The sequence below is a fragment of the Nocardia gamkensis NBRC 108242 genome (genome assembly GCF_001612985.1).
Lineage (GTDB): Bacteria > Actinomycetota > Actinomycetes > Mycobacteriales > Mycobacteriaceae > Nocardia > Nocardia gamkensis.
In genome coordinates, this window is record NZ_BDBM01000004.1 from 1 (window position 1) to 24,277 (window position 24,277).

The 24,277-nt window shown below is 69.3% G+C and carries 27 protein-coding genes; 16 read left to right on the forward strand and 11 right to left on the reverse strand.

Annotation, left to right across the window (positions count from 1 at the left end; genetic code table 11):
- The 6 genes from NG1_RS37335 to NG1_RS03095 all read left to right on the forward strand — a co-directional run.
- Window positions 1-528, forward strand: a 528-nt coding sequence (locus tag NG1_RS37335) for a DUF5666 domain-containing protein (RefSeq protein WP_245659777.1), incomplete at its 5' end; no start/stop codon positions are given.
- Window positions 529-659: 131 nt separating this feature from the next.
- Window positions 660-1,628 (forward strand): TtfA family protein, encoded by a 969-nt coding sequence (locus tag NG1_RS03075; protein ID WP_373686098.1) that lies wholly within the window; start codon window positions 660-662, stop codon window positions 1,626-1,628.
- Window positions 1,629-1,644: 16 nt separating this feature from the next.
- Window positions 1,645-2,454, forward strand: coding sequence for an SDR family NAD(P)-dependent oxidoreductase (locus NG1_RS03080; protein WP_062967800.1), 810 nt, complete (start codon window positions 1,645-1,647; stop codon window positions 2,452-2,454).
- A 1-nt stretch (window position 2,455) separates the two neighbouring features.
- A complete protein-coding gene (gene pyrE / locus NG1_RS03085) occupies window positions 2,456-3,004 on the forward strand; it encodes an orotate phosphoribosyltransferase (protein ID WP_040870748.1) in 549 nt (182 codons plus the stop codon).
- 50 nt (window positions 3,005-3,054) lie between these two features.
- A complete protein-coding gene (locus NG1_RS03090; protein ID WP_062967802.1) occupies window positions 3,055-4,113 on the forward strand; it encodes a beta-ketoacyl-ACP synthase 3 in 1,059 nt (352 codons plus the stop codon).
- Window positions 4,114-4,115: 2 nt separating this feature from the next.
- A complete protein-coding gene (locus NG1_RS03095; RefSeq protein WP_062967804.1) occupies window positions 4,116-4,823 on the forward strand; it encodes a lysoplasmalogenase family protein in 708 nt (235 codons plus the stop codon).
- Here the strand turns inward: NG1_RS03095 and NG1_RS03100 are convergent.
- The 3 genes from NG1_RS03100 to NG1_RS38065 form a co-directional block, all read right to left on the reverse strand.
- Entirely contained in the window at window positions 4,807-5,253 is a 447-nt protein-coding gene (locus NG1_RS03100; RefSeq protein ID WP_040870742.1) for a DUF3592 domain-containing protein, read from the reverse strand. The genes NG1_RS03095 and NG1_RS03100 overlap by 17 nt on opposite strands.
- Window positions 5,254-5,314: 61 nt before the next feature.
- Window positions 5,315-5,893, reverse strand: coding sequence for a Uma2 family endonuclease (locus NG1_RS03105; RefSeq protein WP_040870741.1), 579 nt, complete (start codon window positions 5,891-5,893; stop codon window positions 5,315-5,317).
- 74 nt (window positions 5,894-5,967) lie between these two features.
- Window positions 5,968-6,150 (reverse strand): hypothetical protein, encoded by a 183-nt coding sequence (locus NG1_RS38065; RefSeq protein ID WP_062967806.1) that lies wholly within the window; start codon window positions 6,148-6,150, stop codon window positions 5,968-5,970.
- Between the two features lie 19 nt (window positions 6,151-6,169).
- Between NG1_RS38065 and NG1_RS03115 the strand changes: the two genes are divergently transcribed.
- From NG1_RS03115 to NG1_RS03125, 3 genes are all read left to right on the forward strand, one after another.
- Window positions 6,170-6,502, forward strand: coding sequence for a DUF4190 domain-containing protein (locus tag NG1_RS03115; protein ID WP_040870739.1), 333 nt, complete (start codon window positions 6,170-6,172; stop codon window positions 6,500-6,502).
- A gap of 54 nt (window positions 6,503-6,556) precedes the next feature.
- Window positions 6,557-7,243 (forward strand): TrmH family RNA methyltransferase, encoded by a 687-nt coding sequence (locus NG1_RS03120; RefSeq protein WP_062967807.1) that lies wholly within the window; start codon window positions 6,557-6,559, stop codon window positions 7,241-7,243.
- A gap of 271 nt (window positions 7,244-7,514) precedes the next feature.
- The gene (locus tag NG1_RS03125) at window positions 7,515-8,600 is read left to right on the forward strand and encodes a glycoside hydrolase family 76 protein (protein ID WP_062968306.1); all 1,086 of its coding nucleotides are present in this window, start codon (window positions 7,515-7,517) and stop codon (window positions 8,598-8,600) included.
- Between the two features lie 7 nt (window positions 8,601-8,607).
- On the opposite strand, the gene NG1_RS03130 is transcribed toward NG1_RS03125, so the two are convergent.
- Both NG1_RS03130 and NG1_RS03135 read right to left on the reverse strand, forming a co-directional pair.
- Window positions 8,608-9,306: a DedA family protein gene (locus NG1_RS03130; RefSeq protein WP_062967809.1), complete on the reverse strand. Its 699-nt coding sequence runs from the start codon at window positions 9,304-9,306 to the stop codon at window positions 8,608-8,610.
- 5 nt (window positions 9,307-9,311) lie between these two features.
- A complete protein-coding gene (locus tag NG1_RS03135) occupies window positions 9,312-10,064 on the reverse strand; it encodes a DedA family protein (RefSeq protein WP_083864094.1) in 753 nt (250 codons plus the stop codon).
- Window positions 10,065-10,263: 199 nt separating this feature from the next.
- Between NG1_RS03135 and fbaA the strand changes: the two genes are divergently transcribed.
- Together fbaA and NG1_RS03145 are read left to right on the forward strand one after the other, a co-directional pair.
- Window positions 10,264-11,298, forward strand: a complete 1,035-nt coding sequence (gene fbaA, locus NG1_RS03140) for a class II fructose-bisphosphate aldolase (RefSeq protein WP_062967811.1) — start codon at window positions 10,264-10,266, stop codon at window positions 11,296-11,298.
- Between the two features lie 31 nt (window positions 11,299-11,329).
- Window positions 11,330-12,448, forward strand: a complete 1,119-nt coding sequence (locus NG1_RS03145; protein ID WP_062968308.1) for a BTAD domain-containing putative transcriptional regulator — start codon at window positions 11,330-11,332, stop codon at window positions 12,446-12,448.
- Here the strand turns inward: NG1_RS03145 and NG1_RS03150 are convergent.
- On the reverse strand, window positions 12,445-12,771 hold the full coding sequence (locus NG1_RS03150; RefSeq protein ID WP_245659778.1) for an excalibur calcium-binding domain-containing protein: 327 nt from the start codon (window positions 12,769-12,771) through the stop codon (window positions 12,445-12,447). The genes NG1_RS03145 and NG1_RS03150 overlap by 4 nt on opposite strands.
- Before the next feature lie 43 nt (window positions 12,772-12,814).
- A complete protein-coding gene (locus NG1_RS03155; RefSeq protein WP_062967815.1) occupies window positions 12,815-13,183 on the reverse strand; it encodes an excalibur calcium-binding domain-containing protein in 369 nt (122 codons plus the stop codon).
- Between the two features lie 284 nt (window positions 13,184-13,467).
- Between NG1_RS03155 and NG1_RS03160 the strand changes: the two genes are divergently transcribed.
- Window positions 13,468-14,934 carry a glycoside hydrolase family 183 protein gene (locus NG1_RS03160; protein WP_062967817.1) on the forward strand — a complete coding sequence of 489 codons (1,467 nt, stop codon included), beginning with the start codon at window positions 13,468-13,470 and terminating at the stop codon, window positions 14,932-14,934.
- Between the two features lie 6 nt (window positions 14,935-14,940).
- On the opposite strand, the gene NG1_RS03165 is transcribed toward NG1_RS03160, so the two are convergent.
- Both NG1_RS03165 and NG1_RS03170 read right to left on the reverse strand, forming a co-directional pair.
- Window positions 14,941-15,999 carry a fused (3R)-hydroxyacyl-ACP dehydratase subunits HadA/HadB gene (locus NG1_RS03165; protein ID WP_062968310.1) on the reverse strand — a complete coding sequence of 353 codons (1,059 nt, stop codon included), beginning with the start codon at window positions 15,997-15,999 and terminating at the stop codon, window positions 14,941-14,943.
- Window positions 16,000-16,097: 98 nt separating this feature from the next.
- Window positions 16,098-17,324 (reverse strand): Rv0361 family membrane protein, encoded by a 1,227-nt coding sequence (locus NG1_RS03170; RefSeq protein WP_245659779.1) that lies wholly within the window; start codon window positions 17,322-17,324, stop codon window positions 16,098-16,100.
- Between the two features lie 220 nt (window positions 17,325-17,544).
- On the opposite strand from NG1_RS03170, the gene NG1_RS36345 reads away from it, so the two are divergent.
- The 3 genes from NG1_RS36345 (at window position 17,545) to NG1_RS03185 (ending at window position 20,901) form a co-directional block, all read left to right on the forward strand.
- Complete coding sequence (locus NG1_RS36345) at window positions 17,545-19,089, forward strand: hypothetical protein (RefSeq protein WP_174315365.1); 1,545 nt, start codon at window positions 17,545-17,547, stop codon at window positions 19,087-19,089.
- Window positions 19,090-19,248: 159 nt separating this feature from the next.
- Window positions 19,249-19,692, forward strand: coding sequence for a DUF3151 domain-containing protein (locus tag NG1_RS03180; protein WP_062968314.1), 444 nt, complete (start codon window positions 19,249-19,251; stop codon window positions 19,690-19,692).
- Window positions 19,693-19,764: 72 nt separating this feature from the next.
- A complete protein-coding gene (locus NG1_RS03185; protein ID WP_174315364.1) occupies window positions 19,765-20,901 on the forward strand; it encodes an FUSC family protein in 1,137 nt (378 codons plus the stop codon).
- A gap of 321 nt (window positions 20,902-21,222) precedes the next feature.
- Here the strand turns inward: NG1_RS03185 and NG1_RS03190 are convergent, their stop codons facing one another.
- Together NG1_RS03190 and NG1_RS03195 are read right to left on the reverse strand one after the other, a co-directional pair.
- On the reverse strand, window positions 21,223-22,005 hold the full coding sequence (locus NG1_RS03190) for a site-2 protease family protein (RefSeq protein ID WP_062967822.1): 783 nt from the start codon (window positions 22,003-22,005) through the stop codon (window positions 21,223-21,225).
- On the reverse strand, window positions 22,002-22,661 hold the full coding sequence (locus tag NG1_RS03195; RefSeq protein ID WP_210750310.1) for a hypothetical protein: 660 nt from the start codon (window positions 22,659-22,661) through the stop codon (window positions 22,002-22,004). The genes NG1_RS03190 and NG1_RS03195 overlap by 4 nt, the downstream gene beginning before the upstream one ends.
- A 280-nt stretch (window positions 22,662-22,941) precedes the next feature.
- Here NG1_RS03195 and NG1_RS03200 point away from each other — a divergent pair, with 280 nt between their 5' ends.
- Window positions 22,942-24,231: an adenylosuccinate synthase gene (locus NG1_RS03200; protein ID WP_040870727.1), complete on the forward strand. Its 1,290-nt coding sequence runs from the start codon at window positions 22,942-22,944 to the stop codon at window positions 24,229-24,231.
- The last annotated feature ends 46 nt before the right edge of the window (window positions 24,232-24,277 follow it).

Below are 24,277 nucleotides of genomic sequence, written 5' to 3' on the forward strand. Positions count from 1 at the left end.
GGTGGCGCGATGCCGCCCGGTGGCGGACCGCCGCCGGGGCCGCCGCAGCCGCCGCGGCGCAACACCGGCCTGTGGATCGCCCTCGGCCTCGGCGTGGTGTTGCTGATCGGAGCCATCGGGGTCGTCGCGGGTGTGCTGCTGGGCAGCAGCGATTCCGGTTCGGCCGACACGGCGGCGGCCACGACGGCGCGCGTCACGACGAAGCCGGCACCGGGGACCAGGAACGCGCAGCCGACCCCGCCGAGCGGGCTGCCCAGCGTGCCCGGTCTCGGCGATGTCGACGGCCTCGGCGCGACGGTGGGCACCATCACCGCCAACGACGGGGGCACCCTGACGGTCAGTTCGGTGATGGGAAACACCATCACGGTGCGCACGGACGCGAGTACCCAGGTGATCGCGTTGTCGGGCACCGCGGTATCCGATCTGGCCCCCGGTGAGCTCGTCATGATCCAGGGCGACAAGGGCCCGGACGGATCGATCCAGGCCAAGATCATCATCGGTACCTCGCTGCCCGGCGGCGGACGATGAACCGCCCCGGCCGCCTCCGGTGCGCGGCGCCGCGCGTCAACCCGCGGATCGGCTCCCGCTCCGCTTTCGCTCGGCCCGGCGCGGGGGTAATGACGGACCATGTCCGGCCGGGACTATTAGGCTAGGCGTCGATGACGGCAATGTGGTTCGGGTTGGCGGCGATCGCGCTCGTGGGCGCGATCGTGCTGCTGTATTTCGATCGGCTCCAGCGGCAGCGGACCGGTCACGCGCGACAGGTCTGGGCGAAGTCGCAGGGCTATACCTACGTGTCCGTGGAACCCGCGCTGCCGTCCACGTGGCGCCGCGGCGCGCTGGCCAAATTGGGCTATCTCTCCGCGGTCGACGTGGTCTCCGGCATCCGTAAGGGCGAGAAGTTCGTGCTGTTCGATCTGGAGGATTCCGCGACGCTGGTCGCGGTGCGCCGCCAGATCGGCTCGGACATCGACGTGGACATGCGGTTGAAGACGGCCGCACCGCCCAAGGACCACGATCTGGAGCTGCTCGGCGCGATCGGCGACCGCGTGGTCTTCGCCACCAATCCCGAAATCGCCAGGCACGCTGTCGATCAGCGCATGGTCGCCTTCATCGAGAATCTGCCGGACACCGTGCAGATGCTCTGGAGCGAGGGCAACTGGACGCTGGGCATGCTGCTGGTGGGCACCACTCCGAAGGACTGGGAAGGCGCGATCGACGCGGTGCTGCGCCTGTCCGGCCTGCTGCACGTACTGCCGCCGGTCAGCGAGCCGCGCTTCGACGGCGGCGGACACGATCCGGGCCGCCCGCGCCCCCGTGAACGCCGGCGCGAGGACGACGCCGACGACCGGCCGCGCGCCGAGGCCGAGGACGACGAGCTGTCCGACGACGACTCCTACGCCGACGAGCCCGCGGACGAGCCGGGGCAGGAACCGGCGCGCCGCCCCTCGCTCGCCGTGGTGCCGAATACCCGCGCCCGCGGGCGCGAGGACGAGAAGGCGCGGCCACGCGAGGAGCGCGACGCCGAGGGCCGGGCCGATCCCGAGTCGCGGCAGCGGCCCGCCGACCCGCCCGGCGGACCGTTCCATCCCGGATTCCGGCCCTACCAGGGACCCGTGCCGAAGTGACCGGCCACGCGCCCACATGACCGAGCATCCACACCCCAGGCTGCCCGGCGCCACCCGCCCGGTGGCCTTGATCACCGGACCGACCTCGGGTATCGGCCGCGGCTACGCGACCCGCCTGGCCTCGCTCGGTTACGACCTGGTGCTGGCCGCCCGGGACGAGCGGCGTCTCACGGCCCTCGCGACCGAGGTGGAGCACCGCTTCGGCACCCGCTCGCAGATCCTCGTCGCCGATCTGGCCAGGGCCGAGGACCGCGAACAGGTCGCGGCGCGACTGACCGAGGGCGTCGAATTCCTGGTCAACAACGCAGGTTTCGCGCACTCCGGCGAGTTCTGGACGCTGCCGCCCGAGCAGTTGCAAGCGCAACTGGACGTCAACGTCACCGCCGTGGTGCTGCTCACCAGGGCCGCGCTGCCGTCGATGATCGCGGCGGCGAACGGTTGCGTCGTCAACGTGGCCAGCGTGGCGGGCCTGATCCCCGGACGAGGGTCGACGTATTCGGCGTCCAAGGCCTACGTCGTATCCTTCACGGAAGGGTTGGCAGGGGGACTGGCCGGGACCGGAGTCCGGGTCCAAGCCCTGTGCCCGGGATTCGTGCGCACGGAATTCCATCGGCGAGCAGGCATCGAGATGTCCTCGCTGCCCGAAGCGTTGTGGCTGAGCGTCGAGCAGGTAGTCGCCGGCTCACTGCGTGATCTGGAGAAGGGCCGGGTGCTCAGCGTGCCCGGAATGCAGTACAAAGCGCTCACCACCCTCGCCGGAGCTATCCCGCGAACCCTGGGGGCCCGGCTCAATCGCGGGCTGTTCAACGCACGCGGAAGGACTTGAGATGATCGACGTGATTACCAACGACAGGGACAGGTTGGCCGCGCTGGTACGCGAACTCGCCGTGGTGCACGGCCGGGTGACCTTGTCCTCCGGCAAGGAGGCCGACTACTACGTCGACCTGCGCCGCGCGACCCTGCACCACGGCGCGGGCCCGCTGATCGGCAAGCTGCTACGCGAACTCGTCGCGGACTGGGATTTCGACGCCGTCGGCGGCCTCACCATGGGTGCGGACCCGGTGGCGCTGGCCGTGATGCACGCGCCCGGTCGCCCGATCGATGCGTTCGTGGTGCGTAAGGCGGCGAAGTCGCACGGCATGCAGCGGCAGATCGAAGGCCCGGACATCGTGGGCAAGCGGGTGCTGGTCGTCGAGGACACCACCACGACCGGCAACTCGCCGCTGACCGCGGTGCGGGCGCTGCGCGCGGCGGGCGCTACCGTGGTCGGAGTCGCCACCGTCGTCGACCGGGAAACCGGCGCTGACCAGGTGATCGCCGCGGAAGGACTGGAGTACCGGTCGATCCTCGGCCTCAAGGATCTCGCCCTGGGATAGCCTGGACGACGGTCTAAGTCTTCGAAGGTGAAGGGTCGTGTGAGTCCCCAGTGGTGAGCATTGCAGTCAACAAAAGTCGCGAAAACGTTGCGATGCTCGGAATCGGCGCTTACCGACCCAAGCGCCTGGTCAGCAACGCCGAGGTCTGCGAGGTCCTGGACTCCACCGACGAGTGGATCTACGAGCGCACCGGTGTCCGCAACCGGCGCTGGATCAGCGGCGAGGAGACGCTCCGGTCGATCGCCGCGGCGGCGGGCGAGCGCGCGATCGTCAACAGCGGCGTCGATCGGTCGAAGATCGGCGCCGTGATCCTGGCCACCTCCAGCTGGCTGACCCTGACTCCGCACGGCGCGCCGCAGGTGGCCTACGACATGGGGATGAACGGAGTCGCCGCCTTCGACCTGACCTCCGGCTGCGGCGGCTTCGGCTACGGACTCGGTGTGGCCGCCGACATGATCCGGTCCGGCTCCGCCGAGTACGTGCTGCTCATCGGCGCCGAGACGATGACCGTCGGGCTCGATCCCACCGACCGCGGCACCGCGATGATCTTCGGGGACGGCGCGGGCGCGGTAGTGGTCGGCCCGAGCGACGAGAACGGCATCTCGCCCACGGTCTGGGGCAGCGACGGCGAGAACGCGGCCGCGATCATGCAGGACATCGACTTCCTGGAGTACATGCACCGCGCCCAGTCCATGCAGGGTATGGACCCGGCCGTCGATCCGGTCGGCCGGATGTCGCTGCGGATGGAGGGACCGCGGGTCTTCCGCTGGGCGGCGGTCACCCTGCCGCGTGCGCTGTCCACCGCGCTCGAGATCTCCGGCGTGGCCAAGGAGGACATCGAGGTCTTCGTGCCGCACCAGGCCAACGCCCGGATCAACGAGCTGATGAAGAAGAACCTCGGACTGGCCGACGAGATCCCGATGGCCAACGACATCGAGAACACCGGCAACACCTCGGCCGCGTCCATTCCGCTCGCGATCGAGGAGATGCTGGTCACCGGCAAGGCGAAGGGCGGACAGACGGCGTTGCTGCTCGGTTTCGGCGCCGGTCTGAGCTACGCGGGCCAGGTCGTCACGTTGCCGCCCGCCCCGGCCGAACCGAGCTTCTAGTCGTGCGCCCGTTCCGAGCCGGGTATCTCGTCGCGGCGGCGGTCACCGTCTACGGCGCCGTCACCGGGCGCGAGAAGGCGCAGTGGATCGCGAAGCCGCTGTTGATGCCGCTGCTCGCGGCCGATGTGGTGACCGACGGCAGAGAGCTGCCGTCCACCGAGCGCACCATGCTGATCGGGTCGCTGGGGGCGGCGACCATCGGCGACATCCTGCTCATCGATCCGGATGACGACCGCAGGCTGATCGCAGGCGCGTCGTCGTTCGCGGTGATGCAGGCCGGATACGCCACCCTGTGGTGGCGGATGGGCGGCAGGCCCGCCGCCGGGGTGGCCGTGCCGCGAGTGGCCGCGTGGCTGGGCGCCGCCGGATTGCTGCGGAAGAAGGCGCCCTCGGTGGCCACACCACTGACGGCCTACGGCGTCACCCTGGGCGCCGCGGCCGTGCTGGCATCCGACCCGGCGCTCGCGCCCGCCGCGAAAAACGTTGCGGGCGTGAATGTTCCCGGCGCCGATCCGCGCAGTCGCCTCGGCCTCGGGGCACTGCTGTTCACCGTCTCCGATGGGCTCATCGTGCTGCGGCGATTGTTCGCACGCGGTCAGCGAGCCCGCCGGGCGACCGAAGGCGTGATTCTGGCGACCTACACGGCCGCGCAGTATCTGCTCGCCGATCCGAAAGCACACGTCGAACCGGTGATCACAGCAGCAGAATGATGCGATCGCGGTTCGCCGGGTCGACGCGGATGGACAGGATCTCGCCGACCGCGAGCCGCGGTTTGTCCGCCGGGGTGGCGTCGAAAACGACAGTGCCCCGGTAACTTTCCGAGCCCGGCACGGTCAGTTCGAGATCCAGCTCGGTGAGTTCGGTGTGATGATCGGTGCGTTCCAAGGGATGCACGCCCTCCACGGTCGCCCAGCCCTCCAAGCCGTGCCGCCACAACTGGCGATCCGCCTTGGACGGCCGCGCGGCCAGCATCATCCCGATCCCGACACACGAGCCGAACAGCCCGACCAGCGCCACGATCTGATAGGGCACGGTCCCCGGCGGCGTCCGATGCACCACCCATCCCAGCCACAGCGCCAGCAGGATCAGATACCCGGCGGTCACCCCGAGCACCGTGCGCAATATCCGCTCGTGATCCATGCCAGCCTCCACCCCGAGTGCCAGACCTCCAGGATAGGCCGGGCGCATGCGGGGTGCGGCGCTATCCGCCCGAGTAATCGCTGGACAGGGCGGCAAGGTCGATCGTGACCGGAGTTCCGGCCAGGTCGACTGTCACCGAGCCCGACCGCTCGGTGACGAGCTCGTAGTCACTGTCGATCAGTCGGTAGGCGCTGAGGCTGATCGGTTCATCGAGATCGACGAGCCAGTAGTGTTCGATTCCGACTTCGGCGTACTCGAAGAACTTGGTGACACGATCGGTCCGCCGGGAACCGGCCGACAGAATCTCGACGGCCAACTTCACATCCTCGGGATGCACACGCGCGAGATCATCCGTGAGCGCTTTGCGTCGGATGACCAAGGTGTCGGGTACGCGCACTGTGGGGGGTTGTGCCGAATCGACCACCAACTCGGCCTCCGCCACCGCGGCAAGCTCTTTCGGTAATTGAGGGTGAATTTGAGCCGCCAGTTGCCAGACCGCGAATTGATGACGCAAGACCGGCCTCGGTGACACGACCAGAACCCCCTCGACGAGCTCGTAATTCCGGCTGCTGTCCTCCGGCAGCGCGATCCAGTCCTCCAGGGTCAGCAGATGATCAGGCCAGTTCACGTCGACGGTCATCGCTTCCTCCCCTCCCCGCACGGATACCGCGTTGGGGCCAGTCTGGCACAGCAGGCCGACAATCCACAGCGTCGTCAGCCCTGGAGTCGCAAAACCGCCGGCACACGGCGATGGGTGTCGGAGGGCGGTAGGTCGAGCTCGATGAAGACGTCGCCGATGTGCTTTTCTTCCACCGCGCGGTCATGGAATCCATGGTTGTCGCGGTGCTTTCGGGGTTCGATGGAGCGGTCCGCCGAAGATGTGGTGTAGCCCGCCACACCTACTACGATCCTGCTGATGAGCTATCCGCCGCAGCAGCCGTACGGCTACCCAGCCTATGGGGCCTACGGACCCCCGGACCATCCGAGAGCCACCACGATCCTGATCCTGGGCATTCTGAGCCTCGTGCTGTGCCAGTTCATCGGACCCGTCGCCTGGGTGATGGGCAAGCGGGCGCTCAACGAGATCGACGCCTCCGGCGGCACCATCGGTGGACGAGGGAACGTCAACGCGGGATACATCTGCGGCATCATCGCCACCGCACTGATGTGCCTGACCTTGTTGTTCCTGCTGTTGCTGCTGGTGCTCGGCCTGGTCGGCGCGTTCGCGGGCAGCTCGTCCGGCTACTGAGCCGGTACCCGGCCACCCGTCGCGGGCGCGGTGACCGGAATTAGCATCGTCTGGGTGAGTCACCCGGTGCCGGATGCGGCGGAGCAGGATCTACCAGGGCCGACGGAGTGGGGCGAGCACCCCAACGGCGTCGGCCCGTGGGCGAGCGAGCACGCCGAGCCGCCGCCGGACGACCCGCGCCTGGACCCTGAGCTGCTGGCCGCGGGCGACCGCCGCAACGTGGTCGACGCCTACCGATACTGGAGGCGGGAGGCCATCGTCGCCGACATCGACCGGCGCAGGCATCCGTTCCACGTCGCGATCGAGAACTTCGGGCACGACGCGAACATCGGCACGGTGGTCCGCACGGCCAACGCCTTCGCCGCGGCGGCCGTGCACATCGTCGGCAGGCGGCGCTGGAATCGGCGCGGCGCCATGGTGACCGACCGCTACCAGCACATCCGGCACCACACCGACATCGGCGAGCTGCTCGCGTTCAGCGAGCGCGCCGGGTTGACGGTGGTCGCCGTCGACAACGTGCCGGGATCGGTCCCGCTGGAGACGGTCACCCTGCCGCGCGCGTGCCTGCTGCTGTTCGGCCAGGAGGGGCCCGGTGTCACCGACCACGCCAAGCAGGCCGCCGTGATGACGGTGTCGATCGCGCAGTTCGGTTCCACCCGCAGTATCAACGCCGGCGTGGCCGCGGGGATCGCCATGCACGCGTGGGTGCGGCAACACGCCGATCTGACGACCGCCTGGTGAGTGCGTTCCGCGTGTTCGGCCGTGTGAGCAGGAGATCTTCCGGTCTCGGGGCGCACCGGCACGATTGCACATCGCTTTCGTAACAAATCGGGCGCATAAATCCGTTCGGGCCTGGCACCATTGATCCATGACCTCGCGGAGCGACGACATCGAGGTGCCGCGCGTGGAGCACGCCGAAAAGGGCTCCGCGGTACCGCGTCCGCCAGCTGTCCGGGCACGGACGGGCCGGGAGGCCGTCGCGCCCGCGACGCTGTGGTCCGAACGGGCCGACATGGCCGAATCGGCGATCATCTCGCGGCACCTGCGCGCGCTGTGGGCGCTGCCCGGCACCGAACTCGGCGTGGTCGGCTGGCCCGCCACCAAGCGCGAGCGGGTCTTCGGCGGGTGGCACTACTGGTGGCAGGCGCATCTGATCGAATGCGCGATCGACGCCGCGAACCGGGCGCCGACTCCGCTGCGCCGCAGGCGGATCGCCGCTCTGGCGCGCTCGCATCGCATCCGCAACATCACCGGCTGGACGAACCGGTACTACGACGACATGGCGTGGCTGGCCATCGCGCTGGAACGCGCCGAGCGCACCCAGGGCACCGACGTGCGCAGCGCGCTGGCCGCGCTGGAGAAGCAACTGCACGACAGCTGGCAGCCGCAGATCGGCGGCGGCCTGCCCTGGCGCACCGGTTCCGACTATTTCAACGCGCCCGCGAACGGCCCCGCCGCGATCGCGCTGTTACGGCTCGGGCGCATCCAGCGCGCTCAGGAGATGGCCGACTGGCTGGACGCGACGCTGCGCGATCCGGAGACCGGTTTGATCCTCGACGGAATCCATCTGCCCTCCGGCGAGATCGAGCGCCCCGTGTTCACCTACTGCCAGGGCGTGGCGCTCGGCTTGGAGACCGAACTGGCCGTGCAGACGGGCGATCCGAAACACACCGAACGCGTGCACCGGCTGCTCGCGGCCGTCGAGGAACACATGACCACCGACGGTGTCGTCAACGGCGGCGGCGGGGGCGACGGCGGACTGTTCAACGGCATCCTGGCCCGATACCTGGCGCTGGTCGCGGTGATGTTGCCCGGGGAGGATTCCGAACAGGTCGCCGACCGCCGCGCGGCCGCCGCGATCGTCACCGCCTCCGCCGAGGCGGCGTGGGCGAACCGGCTGCAAGTGGAGGGCGAGCCACTGTTCGGGCACGACTGGAGCAAGCCCGCGCAACTGCCCGGCGGCAGCGCGGGAGCCGGTTACTTCACCGCAGGCGGCTCGGTGACCTCGTCGAAGGTGCCGGGACGCGACATGTCGGTGCAGTTGTCCGGCTGGCTGCTCATGGAGGCGGCCTACCAGGTCAGCGCCGCGGGGCTGTGAGCGCGGATCAGCTCTCGGATTCCAGTACCGCGCCCGGGGCCGTCTCCAGCGCGAAGTCCTCTGCGGGCTGGGACATCTCCTGCCGGTAGTGCCGCACGCCGAGTACCGTCCCGATGATCAAGCCCACCACCAGCGTGCCGATCACGATCGGCATCAGCCACGGCACCCGCCCCAGGAAGTTGCCCGCGTAGTAGCCGATGAGCAACAGCACCGGCGCCCAGACGATCGCCCCGACGGTACTGGCCACGGTGAATTTGCGGTGGTCCATTCGCGCCGCGCCCGCGACCGAGGGGCACAGGGTGCGCACCCAGGGGATCCACCGGGCGATCAGCACCGCGACGAATCCGTGCCGGTGCAGCAGTTCGGCGACGCGCTGCAGATTGCGGACGTTGATGTATCTGCCGTTCTTGCGGGCGACCAGATGCCGTCCGGTCCGATGCCCGATGACGTAACCGACCTGGTTGCCCGCGATGGCCGCCACCATCGCGCCCAGCGACAGCGCCCATACGTGCGCCTCGCCAGAAGCGTGCGATGCCATCACGATGCCCGCGGTGATGAGCATCGAGTCACCGGGCAGGAACAGCCCGAGGATCACCGCGCACTCGAGGAAGACGAAGGTCAACACCACTGCCCAGACGAGCGCGGGGCCCGCGGAGAGTAGCGGATCGAAACTGCCCACGGCTAGGGGCGACGAGTCCGTCGTCACCGGCTTCAGCGGGTGCGCTCGCTGGTCGAAGCGGTCAGCTCGCTCTCGACCGCCTCGGACACGGGTGTACCGCGGCGAATCTTCTTCACCACGGCGGTGATGCCGGGCAGGATCGACACGAAGACGATGAGCAGGAAGATCGCCTCGACGTGGTCACGGATGAACGCGACGTTGCCCAGGAAGTAGCCGAGCACCGTGACGCCGCCGCCCCACAGCACCGCGCCGACGATGTCGAACGCGACGTACTTGCGATAGTCCATTTTGGAGACTCCGGCCAGGACCGGCATAAAGGTGCGCACGATCGGCACGAACCGGGCCAGAACGATCGTCTTCGGGCCGTGCTTCTCGAAGAATTCGTGGGTCTCCGTGACGTAATGCTTCTTGAAGAACCGGGTGTCCTCTTTCTGGAACAGCGCCGGTCCGATCGCTCGTCCGATCCAGTAGGCACACTGGTCGCCCGCGAACGCGACCAGGACGACGGCGGGCACCAGAACCCAGATCGACACCGGCGGATTCGGCTGCGCGGACAGCAGGCCGCCGGTGAACAGCAGCGAATCGCCGGGCAGGATCGGGAACAGCAAGCCGGTCTCGATGAAGACGATGACCAGGATGGCGGGCAGCACCGCGTTCTTCAGCCACGTCTCCGTGAGCAGGTGCATCGGGTCGAGCAACTCGGTAAGCGCGAGGTTGCTCGTCACCGATTCTGTCGCTGCCTGCAGAATCACGTGGCCTCCTGTCCCGATACGGCTGGCGTGCATCGCTTGCCACCGCGTCGGAAGCTGCCAGCGCAAATTACCGGCCCCACAGTACCGGCTCCGCCTGAGAATGCTCGCGCGGTGCGCGAAATTACCGGTGGGTCACCTGTCCACTCCCTCCCTGCATACCAGGCGAAACACAGCTGCCTTAGGGTAAGGGCTGACAAAATAGGTCTTTGCCGCACAACACGGAGGTCTTACTGTGCCCATCGCGACTCCGGAGGTCTACGCCGAGATGCTCGGTCGGGCCAAAGCCAATTCCTTCGCCTTCCCGGCCATCAACTGCACGTCGTCGGAGACGGTCAACGCGGCCATCAAGGGTTTCGCGGACGCGGGCAGCGACGGCATCATCCAGTTCTCCACCGGCGGCGCCGAATTCGGCTCCGGCCAGGGTGTGAAGGACATGGTCACCGGCGCGGTGGCGCTGGCCGAGTTCGCGCACGTGGTCGCGGCCAGGTACGACGTGACCATCGCGCTGCACACCGACCACTGCCCCAAGGACAAGCTGGACACCTTCGTCCGGCCGCTGCTGGCGATCTCCCAGGAGCGGGTCAACGCGGGCAAGAACCCGCTGTTCCAGTCGCACATGTGGGACGGCTCCGCGATTCCGATCGACGAGAACCTCGAGATCGCCAAGGAACTGCTGAAGGCCACGCACGCCGCGAACATCATTCTCGAGGTCGAGATCGGTGTCGTCGGCGGTGAAGAGGACGGCGTCGAGGCGGAGATCAACGAGAAGCTCTACACCTCGCCGGAGGACTTCGAGAAGACCATCGACGCCCTCGGCTCGGGCGAGAACGGCAAATACCTGCTCGCGGCCACCTTCGGCAACGTGCACGGCGTGTACAAGCCGGGCAACGTCGTGCTCAAGCCCGAGGTGCTCGCCGAGGGCCAGCGCGTCGCGGCGGCCAAGCTCGGCCTCGGCGCCGACGCGCAGCCGTTCGACTTCGTCTTCCACGGCGGTTCCGGCTCGCTGAAGTCCGAGATCGAGGACTCGCTGCGCTTCGGCGTGGTGAAGATGAACGTCGACACCGACACCCAGTACGCGTTCACGCGGCCGGTGGCCGGGCACATGTTCGCCAATTACGACGGCGTGCTGAAGATCGACGGCGAAGTGGGCAACAAGAAGTCCTACGACCCGCGCAGCTACCTGAAGAAGGCCGAGGCGTCGATGGCGGCCCGCGTCGTCGAGGCGTGCAACGACCTGCATTCCGCCGGACGCTCGATCAGCGCCTGACCCTGATTCACCCGTCAGGGGCTTGGTGCACATGAGTCTGGATGTGCGCGTGCTCGGGCCCGTGCGACTGCTCGTCGGTGGTGAACCGGTGGCCGTCGGCGGGCCCAAACCGCGAGCTCTGCTCGCCGCGCTCACGGTGAATCGGCGGCGCGCGGTGTCCTCGGCCGCGCTCGCCGATCTGGTGTGGAACGAGGAACCACCCGACTCCTATGCCGCGAGCCTGCAGGTCTTCGTCTCGAACATCCGCAAGGCGCTGCGGAACTCCGGTGTCGACCCGGCGACGGTGCTGCGCACCGAGTCGTCGGGCTATCGGCTGGAGATCGACGAGACCGCCTGCGATCTCGGGCGTTTCGAGGCGGCGCGGGAGGCCGGCTCGCGCGCCGCGGAACTGGGCGATCACGCCGGGGCGGCGCAATTGTTCGGCTCCGCCCTGCGCGAGTGGAGCGGCCGGGCGCTGGCCGATCTGGCCGGTTTGCAGTTCGCCGACGGCTTCGCCACCGCCATGGACGAGGAGCGGCTGCTGGCCGCCTCGGCCCGGATCGACGCCGAGATCGCCTGCGGGCGCGCGTCCTCGGTGATCGGCGAGCTGGTCGCGATGACCAACGAGCACCCGCTGCGCGAACCGCTGTGGGGTCAGTTGATCACCGCGCTGTATCTGTCCGGGCGTCAGGCGGACGCGCTGGAGGCGTGCCGGAAGGTGCGCGGCGTGCTCGCCGACGAGCTCGGCATCGACCCGGGACCGGCGCTGGTCGATCTGGAGCAGCGCGTCCTGCGGCAGGAGCCGCTCAGCACGGTCGAACTCCGGCAGGTCGAGCGCCTTGCCGCGGCCATGACCGAGACGGTCACCGAGGCGCCGGGCGCGGTGCGCAGCGGCCGGCTGCGGATGCCGGACGGCCGGATGGTGGCGATCGCCCAGGGCGGTCTGCGCATCGGCCGGATGACCGACAACGACTTGGTGCTGGAGGACCCGCGGGCCAGCCGCTACCACGCGCACATCATGCCGAGCCGCTCCGGTCTGCTCATCAAGGACCTGCATTCGGCCAACGGCGTCTTCGTCAACGAGGATCCGATCGACAGCGGAGTGCTGCTCGCCGACGGTGACCAGATCCGAATCGGCGGGACGATCATCACCTTCCAAGCGCTGGGCTAGTCGCAGGCGATTCCGTTGCCGTCCCGGTCCAGATGCGCGTTGAAACCGGGCTGCCCGCGCAAGAGCGGTCCGGCGCCCTCCGCGCGCACCTGGTCGCAATCGGTGTAGATCTTCGGCGACCGCCCATCGGATTCCTCGGGGCGCTCGCTGTCGCCCTTCGGCCCGGACCGATTGTGCGGTATCGGATGGTCATCGTGCGGTCCGGCGATCGCTACGGCCGGAGGCGGGACGGCGGACGCCGCCGACGGCACGAGCACACTCGCTCCGGCCGTCAGCAGCGCCGCCCCGATCGCGGGCGCGATGCGGAGAACTGACTCGGTCACGCCTTCCATACTGCGCCCGCGGCGGCCGGTGCGCCGGTGCGATTCACTCGCAGGCGATTCCGTCGTTGTCGCGGTCCAGGTGCGGGGCGTAACCCGGCTGTCCGCGCAACAGCGGAGCCTTACCCGCGTTGCGAACCTCGGTGCAGTTCTTGTAGGAGGGGCCGCCCGGGGGCGCTTGTTGGGGTGGGTTCGAGTGCGGCGGGTTGTTCGGCTGCGGCGGGTTGTTCGGTGGGGGCGGGGTAGCTTGCGGCGGCGCCGCGGGCGGTGCGCAGAATTGTGCGGATCCTGAGCTGCACAGCAGGTCGGTGAGTGGGTCGGCCGCCGCGACGGGCGAGCCGATGACGAGCGCGGCGGTGGTGAGCAGACAGGCGGAGCCGATGCCGAGCATGGTGCGCAAGAGCGTGTTCTTCATGTGATCCGTTCTCGGTCAGCGCCGGGCGCGGCGGAACACGCTCGGCGGCAACAGGTTCGAACAATGACCCGGAGCGGTGCTCCGGACGGCCGCTCTCCCCGACAGGAGCCGTCGCGGAGTGGACGCTAGCAAAGTTCCGGCGTTACGCCTTGTAAATGAAGTAATTTCATCCTTTTAAATGGGCGTGTCGGACGGCCGGTTTTCGAAAGTCGAACGGGGTAGGGTCGTTCCGCTGGTTCGTCTTCGCAAGGTTCGTGTCCGCAATGGATTTCGAGGGGTTTGCTATGGCGATGCGAATGCTGGCCGCCGTCGGTGCGATCGTGGTCGGTGCGGGGTTGCTCGTCTACGCCGACGGGTCTGCCGCCGCGGCGCCGGAAGCGGCAGAAGGCCCGGCGGGGGTGGGGCCGTGCGCGACCGATCCGGTGGCGACCCATGAGCCGCTGGTGCCGAAAACGGTGGAGGTGCCGATTCCCTATCCGGTGGTCACCGTGCTCCCGCCGCAGGCGCCGGACCCCGCGCCGAAACGAACGCGGATGGAGCTTCCGCCCGATCCGTGCGCCAATCCTTGCCCCGACCTCACCGATCTGCCCGGCGCGCCACCGAGCCTCGCCGGACAGCTGGGAATTCCGGAGATCCTGCTGAATCCCAAGCCGTTCCACTTCGCGATTCCCGGGCCCGGTCCCGACCCCGGTCAGGTGCCGCCGCGGCCCGCGCCGGTGCGGCCGCCGGTCGAACCCGCGGCGCAGTCACCCGCCCGGCCCGCCCCGCGCATCGGCCCCGCCCGCGAAGTGGCGAAGCTGACCGGCGCGAACTCGGTGAACCGCACCGACAAGCGGTGGCAGGTGGACGGTACCGACCTCGGCATCATGTGGGAGAGCGCACCGGGCGAGATCGCGACCGCGTTCGGCGACACCGTCGGACGCGGCTTCCATCCGCCGGGCGGCATGGGGCTGGATTGGCGCAGCAACGTGCTCGCCTTCAGCACCGATCGCGATCTCGCCGACGGGGTGACCTTCGACCGGATGGTCACCGACGACCGCTGCCACGCGGCCGAGGTGCTCTCCAGCCGCAAACTCGACAACGTCGAGGTCACCACCATTCCCACCTCGGGTTTCGCGCTTGGCGGGCGACAGTACCTGAGCTACATGTCGATTCGGACCTGGAACAGCCTGCCCGGCACGTTCTTCACCAACTACGGCGGCATCGCCTACTCCGACGATCACGGTGAGACCTGGACGAAGGATCCGCACGCCCGCTGGGACAACATCTTCGGCCTGGCGAATTTCCAGGTGAGCGCGATGGTTCCGCACGGCGGTTACGTCTACATTTTCGGCACGCCCAACACCCGCCTCGGCGCGGTCGGCCTGGCCCGGGTACCGGAGGACCAACTGCTCAACACCACCGCCTACCAGTATTGGCAGGACGGCGTCTGGACGCCCGTCGGCGGCTTCGCCTCGGCCACGCCGATCGTGGACGGCACCGTCGGCGAGCTGTCCGTCCGCTACGACGCCGCCCGCGACGTCTGGCAGATGAGCTATCTGGACACGACCAAGGCCGCCATCGTCGTCCGGGAGGCGGACACGCCGCAGGGCGTGTGGTCGGAGAGCACGCCGACGGTCTCGGCGCTGACCTATCCGGAGCTGTACGGCGGGTTCATCCACCCGTGGTCCTCCGGATCGGACCTCTACTTCACCATCTCGACCTGGAGTGACTACAACGTGTATCTGATGCACTCGGTCGTGAACGAGTGATCCGGGCTAGCGCAGCCGCACCTCGGCCACCGCGCGACCGAACAGCTTGCGCCCTTCGGAGGAGCCGCCGAGCAGGATGGTCGCGGTGCGCGCGGCCGGGTCGAGCGACTTGATCCGGCCGGTGAAATCGACCGTGCTCGCCGCGTCGGCGGCGACCGGAACGAAGCCGGAGAACCGCACGCTGAACTTCTGGATGGCGGTCGGATCGCCCAGCCACGCGGTGAGATAGCCACCGGCCAAGCCCATGGTCAGCATGCCGTGCGCGACCACGGTCGGCAGCCCGGCCAGTTGCGCGGCGTGGTCGCTGAAGTGGATCGGGTTGGCGTCGCCGGACACGCCCGCGTAGTTCGCCAGGTCACCGCGGGTGAGCCGGAAGGCGCCTTCGGGAAGCTGATCGCCCGGGGCGAGTTCGTCGAACGAGGGCATCGTGTGCACGGTCGTGCGCTCGTGTTCGGCCGGCTCGACCAGCGGGCCGACACCCAGCGGCACCAGCATGTCGTCGGGGGCGAGATCGGCTCCGGAGTCGACCGGGCGCCCGTGCATCATGATGTTCTCGACCACGTCGTCCAGGGCGGCGTCGACCTCGGCGCCGCGGCGGGCGACGATCGTGGTCGAGCCGACGATGGCGACCTCACCGTGCTGATTGCTCAGCGAGAAGCGCACCACGATGAAGTCGTTGTCCCCGAACCGGCGGATCGACTCGATGACGATCTCGCTGCGAACCCGGTCACCGGCCAGGATCGGCCGGTAGATCTCGAAGACCTGGTCGGTCTGCAGGAACTGGGAGAGGTCGTACTGGGTGAGCACGGAGTCGAGCAGCGCCCTGGTCGCGGACATGCCGATCACCGACGCGAAGGTCGGCGGCGCGATGATCCCGGGATACCCGAGCGCGCGTGCGTCGGCTTCGCGCTGATGCGCCGCGTGGTGGTTCTGGACCCCGCGGGCGAACTCCCGGACCTTCTCGCGGCCGACCTCGTAATGGTCCCGCACCCGGAATCGCTGTCCGGTCGGCGTCGCCGGAACGACATCGACATCCGGCCGCGCCATCGTCTGTTCCCTGCTCATGATCCGGGCCATGCTACTGCCGAACCGGACCATTGACCAGGTGTGTGTGACGCGCGCGACCGGCATCGATGCGTGTCGGCTATCACGCCGCCGAGCGGTTACTGCGTGCTGCCGGGCGGGTCGCAGACCTTCCATCCGTCGTCGGTGCGTTGCAGGTCGAAGGTGCGCGCGGACCGCTTCGCCGGGTCGGCTTCGGTGTACACCGTCGCCTGCGCGATGGCGGTGGCGTCGGTGATGCGGATGGCGTCGATGCTGTCCACCACCGGAATGTTCTTCCGCTCCATCGATAGCTTGTGCACACCGGCGAACTGGTCGCTCGGGATGCTCTGATAGAAGTCGTGCAGTGGACCGCACGTCGTGGAGCGAAGCGCCTCCAGGTCGCCGGTCTTCAGCGCCTCGGTGTAGCTGGTGATCGCGCTGCGCACCTGAGCCTCGGGGGAGTCGTCGCCGGACATCGTGACCAGCGACACGATCACCGCCACTAGCGCGACCACCAGCACGACCGCCCCGCCCGCGATGAGCAGCAAGCGGTTGTTCCGGGCGGGCTTGGTGGCGGACGCCCCGGCGCCTTGCGCGGCCGGGGGGATCCGCTGCGGCGGCGCGACGGGCCGGGTGTGCGGCGCGCGCGGGCCCGTCATCGACTGAGCGGGCACGGTCTGCTGGACGTCCGCGGGTGACGGGGCGGTCGCCACCTGTCGCGGCCTGCCCTGTGGGCGCTGCGGCGACGGGCGCGTCTCCTCCACTCCCGGGCCGTGCTGCGGCGGCGCGGACGGGCCGTGCGGGCCGGGCTGCTTCGGACCGGACGCCGGGCGCGGCGTGCTCGGGGGCTTCGTGATCGGGACCGGCCCCGCCGGTGACGCGACCACACGATCGGTCCCCGGCCTGCCGCCGTCAGCCGGGCGCTGGATGGGGAGCGCGACGGTTTTCGCGTCGTCTACGCCGATCACCGGCATCGCCATCGTGACGTCATCCGAACCGGGCGGGTTCTTCTGATCATCACCCGATGTGGACTCGTCGGCCGTCTGCGCGGCGGGAGTCGCCGGGCCGGCCGGAGGCTGCGGCCTGCGCATCACAACGGTCGCGCCTTCAGTGCCCTGCGGGATCGAGCCGGTCTTCGCCTCGGGGCCGGTGGAGTCACTCGCCGCGGTCTCGGGCGAGGCCCCTCGGGCGGGTTTCTCCGTGGCGGCCTGTCCGGATTCGGGCGCCGCTGTGCCCTGCTGCGATTGCGCCGCAGCGTCTTTGGAAGCCGACTCCCCGGCGGGGGCCGTGCCCGGCGCGGAACCGCGCGTCGGACCGGACGGCGTCTGGTCCCGTTTGATCACCACGGTGCGCGCTTCGGCCGACTGGTTCGGTGCGGAACCGGACTTCGACGCGCCACCGGGCTCCGATTGCCTCGGGGCGGCCGTCCGATCGATCGCGGTCGTCTCCGCATCGGCTCCTTGCGTCGGAGCCGAGGCAGACGCGCCCGTGCCGGAGCGCGCTGGTTCGCCCCCGTCCTTCACCGGGACGTTCGCCCGGCCGGGACCCGCCGGTCCGGAAGGTGATGTGCCCTTGGTGCCGGGTGCGCTCGAAATAGCCGACCCGGCGGAGGCCGGGGCGTTGTGGCCGCTGGACTGGGAAGTAGGCGGTTGCGCGGGGCGCTGGCCCGCTGGGGTGTTCGCCCGGCCGGGACCTGCTGGGCCGGAAGGTGTCGTGCCCTTGGTGCCGGGTGCGCTCGAAGTGGCCGACCCGGCGGCGGACGGCGCGTTTTGGCCGCTGGATTGGGCGGTAGGCGGTTGCGCGGGGCGCTGGCCCGCTGGGGTGTTCGCCCGGCCGGGTCCCGATGGGCCGGATGGTGCTGGGCCGGGGGCGTTGGATGCGGGCGGTGTGTTCTGGTTGCCCTGGATGGGCGGTTGCGAAGGTCGTTGCGCCGCCGGGGTGTTCGCCCGGCCGGGACCTGCTGGGCCGGAAGGTGCTGTGCCCGGGGTGCTGGGCGCGCTCGAAGTGGCCGACCCGGCGGCGGGCGGGGCGTTGTGGCCGCTGGACTGGGAAGTAGGCGGTTGCGCGGGGCGTTGGCCCGCTGGGGTGTTCGCCCGGCCGGGACCCGATGGGCTGGATGGTGCTGTGCCGGGGGTGCCGGATGCGGGCGGTGTGTTCTGGTTGCCCTGGACAGGAGGTCGCGTGGGGCGCTGGCCCGCGCCGGGACCTGCCGGTCCGGAAGGTGCGGTGCTCTTGATTCCGGGCGCGGATGCGGGCGGGGTGTTCTGGCCGCTGGACTGTGCGGCAGATGGTTGCGCTGATCGTTGGCCCGCCGCGGAAGTTTGGGAAGCGGGTGCGTTCGGTTTACCGGTGCCGCTCGGTGCCGCGCCGGGTGTACCGCCCGCGGGCCTCGGCGCTGAACCCGGGGACGGAGCGTTCGACTCGGCGGCGGGGCCGGAGGCAGGGCCGCCCTTGGCGCTCGTGCCACCGGGCGCGGGTGCGTTTGATCCGGCTGCCGAGGAGTTCGAGGGAGCAGGTCGGGAGGCAGAACCAGTTCGGTTGTCCGGTGTCGGGGGCTTCGCGCCGCCGGATGGACCGGGCTGCTGCGTGGAGCCCGCGCCCCGCGCGGGGCCGCCCGCCGCCGCGGAGGTGCTCGAAGTCGTGGCGGACGACGGTGCGTCAGCACCAGCCGCGGGACCATTCGCCGGTTTCCCACCTGGCGTGTTCGAAGCGGGGGCCGGTGAGTTCGGAGTGCTTGCGGGGCTGTTCGCCGGTTTCGCGCCCGCCGTGTTCGACGTCGCGTCGGTGTTCCTCGACGAGGCCGGACCGCTGCCCGGGTTGGCGGGTGCTTGTCCGGGGTCTCCGGCTCGCGGCGCGCTGGGGGCCGGACCGCGGTTGCCCGTGTCCGCGCCGGAAGGGGATCGGTCCGTACCCGACGGCGAGGCATTCGGCCGCTGTCCCTTGGCGATGCGCTCGGTGGGCGCAGCCGACGCGTCCGGGTTACGTTCCGCAGCGGCACCGGGGCGTGCGTCGGCTCCGGCGGCGTCGGCCGGTTCGGCGCTGTCCCGCGCCGGATTCTTCTCGTCGTTCGGGTCGGACACGCACACCCCTCGTCAAAGCGGAACTGTTTGAACTCGACGGCCAGCCTAATGGTCGCGGCCCGACGAGGTCCGGCATCAGCCCACGTCCAGCCGAACGAACGCCGAGCCGCCCGAGGTTCGTCCTCGGACCTGCGCCCGGCGGGCGAAGCCGCCTGTCGAGCAAACCGTCGTGCCGTGCACAATGAACCGCATGACCTCGTTCGGTGACCTGCTCGGACCGCAACCGGTACTGCTACCCGAAATCCCCGACGCCGAGGACGCGCTGCTCGACAACGCCGACCCGGTGCGGGTCGCGGCCGAGCACCCGGCCGCCTCGATCGCCTGGGCGTACCTCGCCGAGGCGGCGCTGAGCCGTGGCGAAGCCCAGGACGAGGCGATCAATCACGACATCGTCGCCGCGTACGCGTTCGCCCGCACCGGCTACCACCGCGGCCTGGACCTGCTGCGCCGCAACGGCTGGAAGGGCTTCGGTCCCGTGCCGTGGAGCCACGAGCCCAATCGGGGCTTCCTGCGCAGCGTCGGCGCGCTGGCCCGGGCCGCCAAGCTGATCGGCGAGACCGACGAGTACGCCCGCTGCCTCGATCTGCTGGAAGACTGCGACCCTCGGGCGGCCGCGGAGCTCGGCCTCGACTGAGTCGTAGTGATCGGAGTACCGCGTAGCGATTCGAGCAGGGGTGGCGGCCGGGCGAGGGGCGCGTTCGACCCGATGTCCCGGGTCGGCGTGGCCCGCGCGAACAGCATGGCGAGGCTGCGCACCTCCTGGTCGCGGCTGCGCCGGTCGGTGCTGCCGATCATCCAGTGTTCGGTCGGCGCCGCGCTGGCCTGGTTCCTCGCCCATCACGTGATCGGTCACGCGCTGCCGTTCTTCGCGCCGACCGCCGCCGTGGTGTCTATGGGCATCTCCTTCGGCGCGCGGCTGCGTCGCTCGGTGGAACTGGTGGTCGGCGTCGCGGTCGGCATCGGCATCGGCGATCTGTTCATCTCCCGCGTCGGCACCGGCGTGTGGCAGATCGCGCTGGTGGTCGCGGTCGCCATGGCCGCGGCGGTGTTCCTGGACGGCGGTTCGGTCATCACCGTGCAGGCGGCCGGTTCCGCGGTGCTCGTCGCGACGTTGCTCCCGCCCTCGGCGGGCGGGGGCCTCTCCCGCATGATCGACGCCTTGGTGGGTGGTCTGGTCGGCGTGGTGGTGGTCGCCGCGATCCCGCTGCACCCGGTGCGCAGAGCGCGGACGCTCGCCGCGGACATCCTCGCCGTGATGGGCAGATCGCTCAGCAGCTGCGCCGACGGACTGCTCGAACAGGATCCGGAGAAGCTGCACCACGCGCTGTCTGCGATGCGCGCCACGCAGCCGCAGATCGACTCCTTGCGCGCCACCTTGGAAGGCGGCAGGGAGATCAGCCGGATCTCGCCGCTGTACTGGAACTCCCGTGACCGTCTCGAACGCATCAGGGCCACCGCGGACCCGCTGGACAACGCGATCCGCAACACCCGAGTCCTGTTGCGGCGCTCGCTGACCCTGGTGCGCGACGACGAAATCCTCGATCCCGGCTTGATCGACGAGGTGGAGCGCCTCGGCCAAGCCGTCGACGTAGTGCGCCGCATGATGCTGGCCGACCCCGGCGAGCAGCCCGACCGCGCCGAGGCGGCCCGGGTACTGCGCTCGGTCGCGAAAGGCGCGCGCCCGGAACTGGTAGCGGGCGCGGGGCTTTCGGCGCACGTCGTCTTCGCGCAGGTGCGTTCCACGCTGGTAGACCTGATGGAGGTGTGCGGCGTGCAACGTATCTCGGCGATTGCTCTGCTGCCGCCGACGGTCGAAAATCCCTACGTGCGGCCCGAGGTCTGAACCCGTACTACTCAGCGGTATTCGGACATTAGTGCCGGGCACCGTGCTCCGCGTCCGGCGCGGCGCGGCGAGAGTTCGATCTTCGAGTAGTCCGCTACTCGCGTTCTGTGCGTTGTCCCGCCGTAGCTTTGCGATGTGACCGCGAGTCGAGGGGTATCGCGGTCGACCGCTTCGCACGTGGACGAAAGGACCTCTCGGCCAAGGGGTGTGATGGCCGAGAGGCGGGGCGGATCGAAAGCGGGCGAAGAAGCGGGGCCGTCCGGCCGACCTGACCGGGCGGCCCTGCGCCGCACCGGCGTCGCCGAGCGGGCGCGCCGGCGATCAGGTCCAGAATCGCGTCAGGTAGCCGCCGTAGCGCGACCAATTCGACGGGACGCCGGACAGTTCGAACAGCGCGTACACCGCGTCGAAGAACACCTGGTTGATGGCGGGGGTGAACAGCAGCGCGAACAGGATCAGCATGCCGAACGGCTTGAACTGATCGAGCGAGCGTCTGGTCTGGTAGCTCAGCGACGGCTCGACGATGCCGTAGCCGTCCAGTCCGGGCAGCGGTATCAGGTTCAGCAGCGCCGCCGTGATCTGCAAGAAGGCAAGGAAACTCACGCCGAACCAGAACGCGGGATGGCTGCTGGAGCTGCCCCAGATCCGCACGGTCACCAGGAGCAGCACCGCGCACAGCGCGTTCACGGCGGGCCCGGCGCCGCTGATGATCCGCTGCGTGCGCGGCGCGACATTGTGCGTGTGCACGTACACCGCGCCGCCCGGCAAGCCGATCCCGCCGAGCGCGATGAACACGATCGGCAGCACGATCGACAGCAGGGGATGGCTGTACTTCAGCGGATTGAGCGTCAGATAGCCGCGCAACTCGACCTCGCGGTCACCCGCGCGCCAAGCGGTGTAGGCGTGCGCGAACTCGTGCAGGCACAGCGATACCACCCAGCCGGACACCACGAAGACGAAGACACCGGCCTTGGCTCTGGTCGAGTCGAGTGCGGCATCCCAGGCCAGCGCGCCGCCCACCGCGGTCATGGCGATCACGAGCAGGAACACCGGGCTCGGCCGGACCGCGCGCGACCTGCGGCCGATCGGGAACGGGGCGTTCATCGCACCAGCAGCCAGGATTCGTGGTGGCGGTAGAAAGTCGAGCGCGGCACCGGGCGATCGGCGCGGACGCCGTCCCTGGTCACGATCGCGCCGGGCGTGCCGAGCTGTGCGGCTCGCCCCTCCACCCACCGCCGCTTGCGGAAGCGTTTGCGCACGGTGGCCCGCACACCGGGTGGTTCGAGGCACGGCGAGACGAGCATGGCGGTCACCCGTCCGGAGAACAGCAGCGTGTCGTCGACATAGGCTTCGCCCTCCAGTTTCTCGCCGCCGATGCCCGCGATCACCGCTCGGCCCACGAGCACCTTGCCGGTGTCGTCGCGAACCAGCGGCGTCTCGACCGCGCGGCCGTCGATGGCGCGTTTGGCGGCGGCGTTGCCGGTGCCGGTCTGGTAGGCACGGGAACCGTAGGTCTTCTCGACCGGCACGTATCCGATCTCCACGTGCAAGCGCTCGGTGCGCATCAGATGGGTGAGCACCGCGGCCAGCGCGGGGTCCTCACCGAGCACGATCAGCCGCGGGAGGCTGTCGGCGGCCAGCACGGGAAGCAGCTCATCGATCACCGCGGTATCGGGGACGGCGGCCGTCTGGGTGGTCGGCAGCGCCGCGAGCGCGATGGGTACGGGGGCGCCGTCGCAGCGGAGAACATGGGTACTCAAGCTGCCGTACACCCTCCTCGGTTCGAGCCGACACCGTCGGGCCCCTCGCATTGCGGCCGAACCAAGCTGCGGCTCGCCCGTGCACGCCGCGCTTCCGCTCGGCGTGCCGTGCAACCATAGCCCTGCCCGGCCGTGACCACACGGGTGTCGAGCCTACGACGAGATCCGCTTCGATGCCGCCGCGGACGGGTCGGCTAGACTGTCCTTCCGGCCACCGCCTCAGTACGGCAGGTAGCTGCAACACACCAGTGTTGCCTGTCGAACCGTAGGAGACACGACCATGCCGGCAATCGTCCTGATCGGCGCCCAGTGGGGCGACGAGGGGAAGGGCAAAGCAACCGATCTTCTCGGTGGTCGGGTGGACTGGGTGGTCCGGTACCAAGGTGGCAACAACGCCGGTCACACCGTGGTGTTGCCCAACGGTGACAACTTCGCGCTGCACCTCATCCCCTCCGGCATCCTGACCCCCGGCGTGACAAATGTCATCGGCAACGGCGTCGTCGTGGATCCGGGCGTGCTGCTGGACGAGCTGGCAGGGCTGGAAGAGCGCGGCGTGGACACCTCCGGCCTGCTGCTCTCGGCCGACGCGCACCTGATCATGCCGTATCACGTGGCCATCGATAAGGTCACCGAGCGTTTCCTCGGCAACAAGAAGATCGGCACCACCGGCCGCGGTATCGGCCCGTGCTACCAGGACAAGGTCGCCCGCGTCGGCGTGCGCGTCGCCGACGTGCTGGACGAGAAGATCCTCACCCAGAAGGTCGAGGCGGCGCTGGAGTTCAAGAACCAGGTGCTGGTCAAGATCTACAACCGCCGCGCGCTGGACCCGCAGCAGGTGGTCGACGAGGTGCTCACGCAGGCCGAGAGCTTCTCCCACCGGATCGCCGACACGCGCCTGAAGCTGAACCTGGCGCTCGAGCGCGGTGAGACGGTGCTGCTGGAGGGCTCGCAGGGCACCCTGCTGGACGTCGACCACGGCACCTACCCGTACGTCACGTCGTCGAACCCCACCTCGGGCGGCGCGGCGGTCGGCGCGGGCATCGGCCCCAACAAGATCAACACGGTGCTCGGCATCCTGAAGTGCTACACCACCCGGGTCGGTTCCGGCCCGTTCCCGACCGAGCTGTTCGACGAGTTCGGCGCCTACCTGGCCAAGACCGGCGGCGAGGTCGGTGTCACCACCGGACGTGCCCGCCGCTGCGGTTGGTTCGACGCCGTGATCGCGCGCTACGCCACCCGGGTCAACGGGATCACCGACTACTTCCTCACCAAACTGGACGTTCTATCCAGTCTGGAGACGGTGCCGATCTGTGTCGCCTACGAGGTCGACGGCGAGCGGGTCGAGCAGATGCCGACCACGCAGACCGAATTCCATCACGCGAAGCCCATTTTCGAGCAAATGCCCGGTTGGTGGGAGGATATCTCCGACGCGCGCACCTTCGAGGAGTTGCCCGCCAACGCCCAGGCGTACGTGTTGCGTTTGGAGGAGCTGTCCGGCGCCAGGATTTCCTGCATCGGCGTGGGTCCCGGGCGTGATCAAACCATCGTCCGGCACGACGTGCTCGGCTAGAACCTGTTCGAATTCCGCGTGGTCCAGCGGAAATTCGGCGAGATCA

What these genes read in the sequence shown, in the direction of transcription:
- NG1_RS03135 (WP_083864094.1), bottom strand. Translation starts at nt 10,064, where the DNA reads ATGCACGCCAGCCGTATCGGGACAGGAGGCCACGTGATTCTGCAGGCA.
- NG1_RS03160 (WP_062967817.1), top strand. Translation starts at nt 13,468, where the DNA reads ATGGCGATGCGAATGCTGGCCGCCGTCGGTGCGATCGTGGTCGGTGCG.
- NG1_RS03155 (WP_062967815.1), bottom strand. Translation starts at nt 13,183, where the DNA reads ATGAAGAACACGCTCTTGCGCACCATGCTCGGCATCGGCTCCGCCTGT.
- pyrE (WP_040870748.1), top strand. Translation starts at nt 2,456, where the DNA reads ATGATCGACGTGATTACCAACGACAGGGACAGGTTGGCCGCGCTGGTA.
- NG1_RS03100 (WP_040870742.1), bottom strand. Translation starts at nt 5,253, where the DNA reads ATGGATCACGAGCGGATATTGCGCACGGTGCTCGGGGTGACCGCCGGG.
- NG1_RS03105 (WP_040870741.1), bottom strand. Translation starts at nt 5,893, where the DNA reads ATGACCGTCGACGTGAACTGGCCTGATCATCTGCTGACCCTGGAGGAC.
- NG1_RS03180 (WP_062968314.1), top strand. Translation starts at nt 19,249, where the DNA reads ATGACCTCGTTCGGTGACCTGCTCGGACCGCAACCGGTACTGCTACCC.
- NG1_RS03190 (WP_062967822.1), bottom strand. Translation starts at nt 22,005, where the DNA reads ATGAACGCCCCGTTCCCGATCGGCCGCAGGTCGCGCGCGGTCCGGCCG.
- NG1_RS03115 (WP_040870739.1), top strand. Translation starts at nt 6,170, where the DNA reads ATGAGCTATCCGCCGCAGCAGCCGTACGGCTACCCAGCCTATGGGGCC.
- NG1_RS03080 (WP_062967800.1), top strand. Translation starts at nt 1,645, where the DNA reads ATGACCGAGCATCCACACCCCAGGCTGCCCGGCGCCACCCGCCCGGTG.
- NG1_RS03075 (WP_373686098.1), top strand. Translation starts at nt 660, where the DNA reads ATGACGGCAATGTGGTTCGGGTTGGCGGCGATCGCGCTCGTGGGCGCG.
- NG1_RS03165 (WP_062968310.1), bottom strand. Translation starts at nt 15,999, where the DNA reads ATGAGCAGGGAACAGACGATGGCGCGGCCGGATGTCGATGTCGTTCCG.
- NG1_RS03145 (WP_062968308.1), top strand. Translation starts at nt 11,330, where the DNA reads ATGAGTCTGGATGTGCGCGTGCTCGGGCCCGTGCGACTGCTCGTCGGT.
- NG1_RS03185 (WP_174315364.1), top strand. Translation starts at nt 19,765, where the DNA reads ATGTCCCGGGTCGGCGTGGCCCGCGCGAACAGCATGGCGAGGCTGCGC.
- NG1_RS03125 (WP_062968306.1), top strand. Translation starts at nt 7,515, where the DNA reads ATGGCCGAATCGGCGATCATCTCGCGGCACCTGCGCGCGCTGTGGGCG.
- NG1_RS03200 (WP_040870727.1), top strand. Translation starts at nt 22,942, where the DNA reads ATGCCGGCAATCGTCCTGATCGGCGCCCAGTGGGGCGACGAGGGGAAG.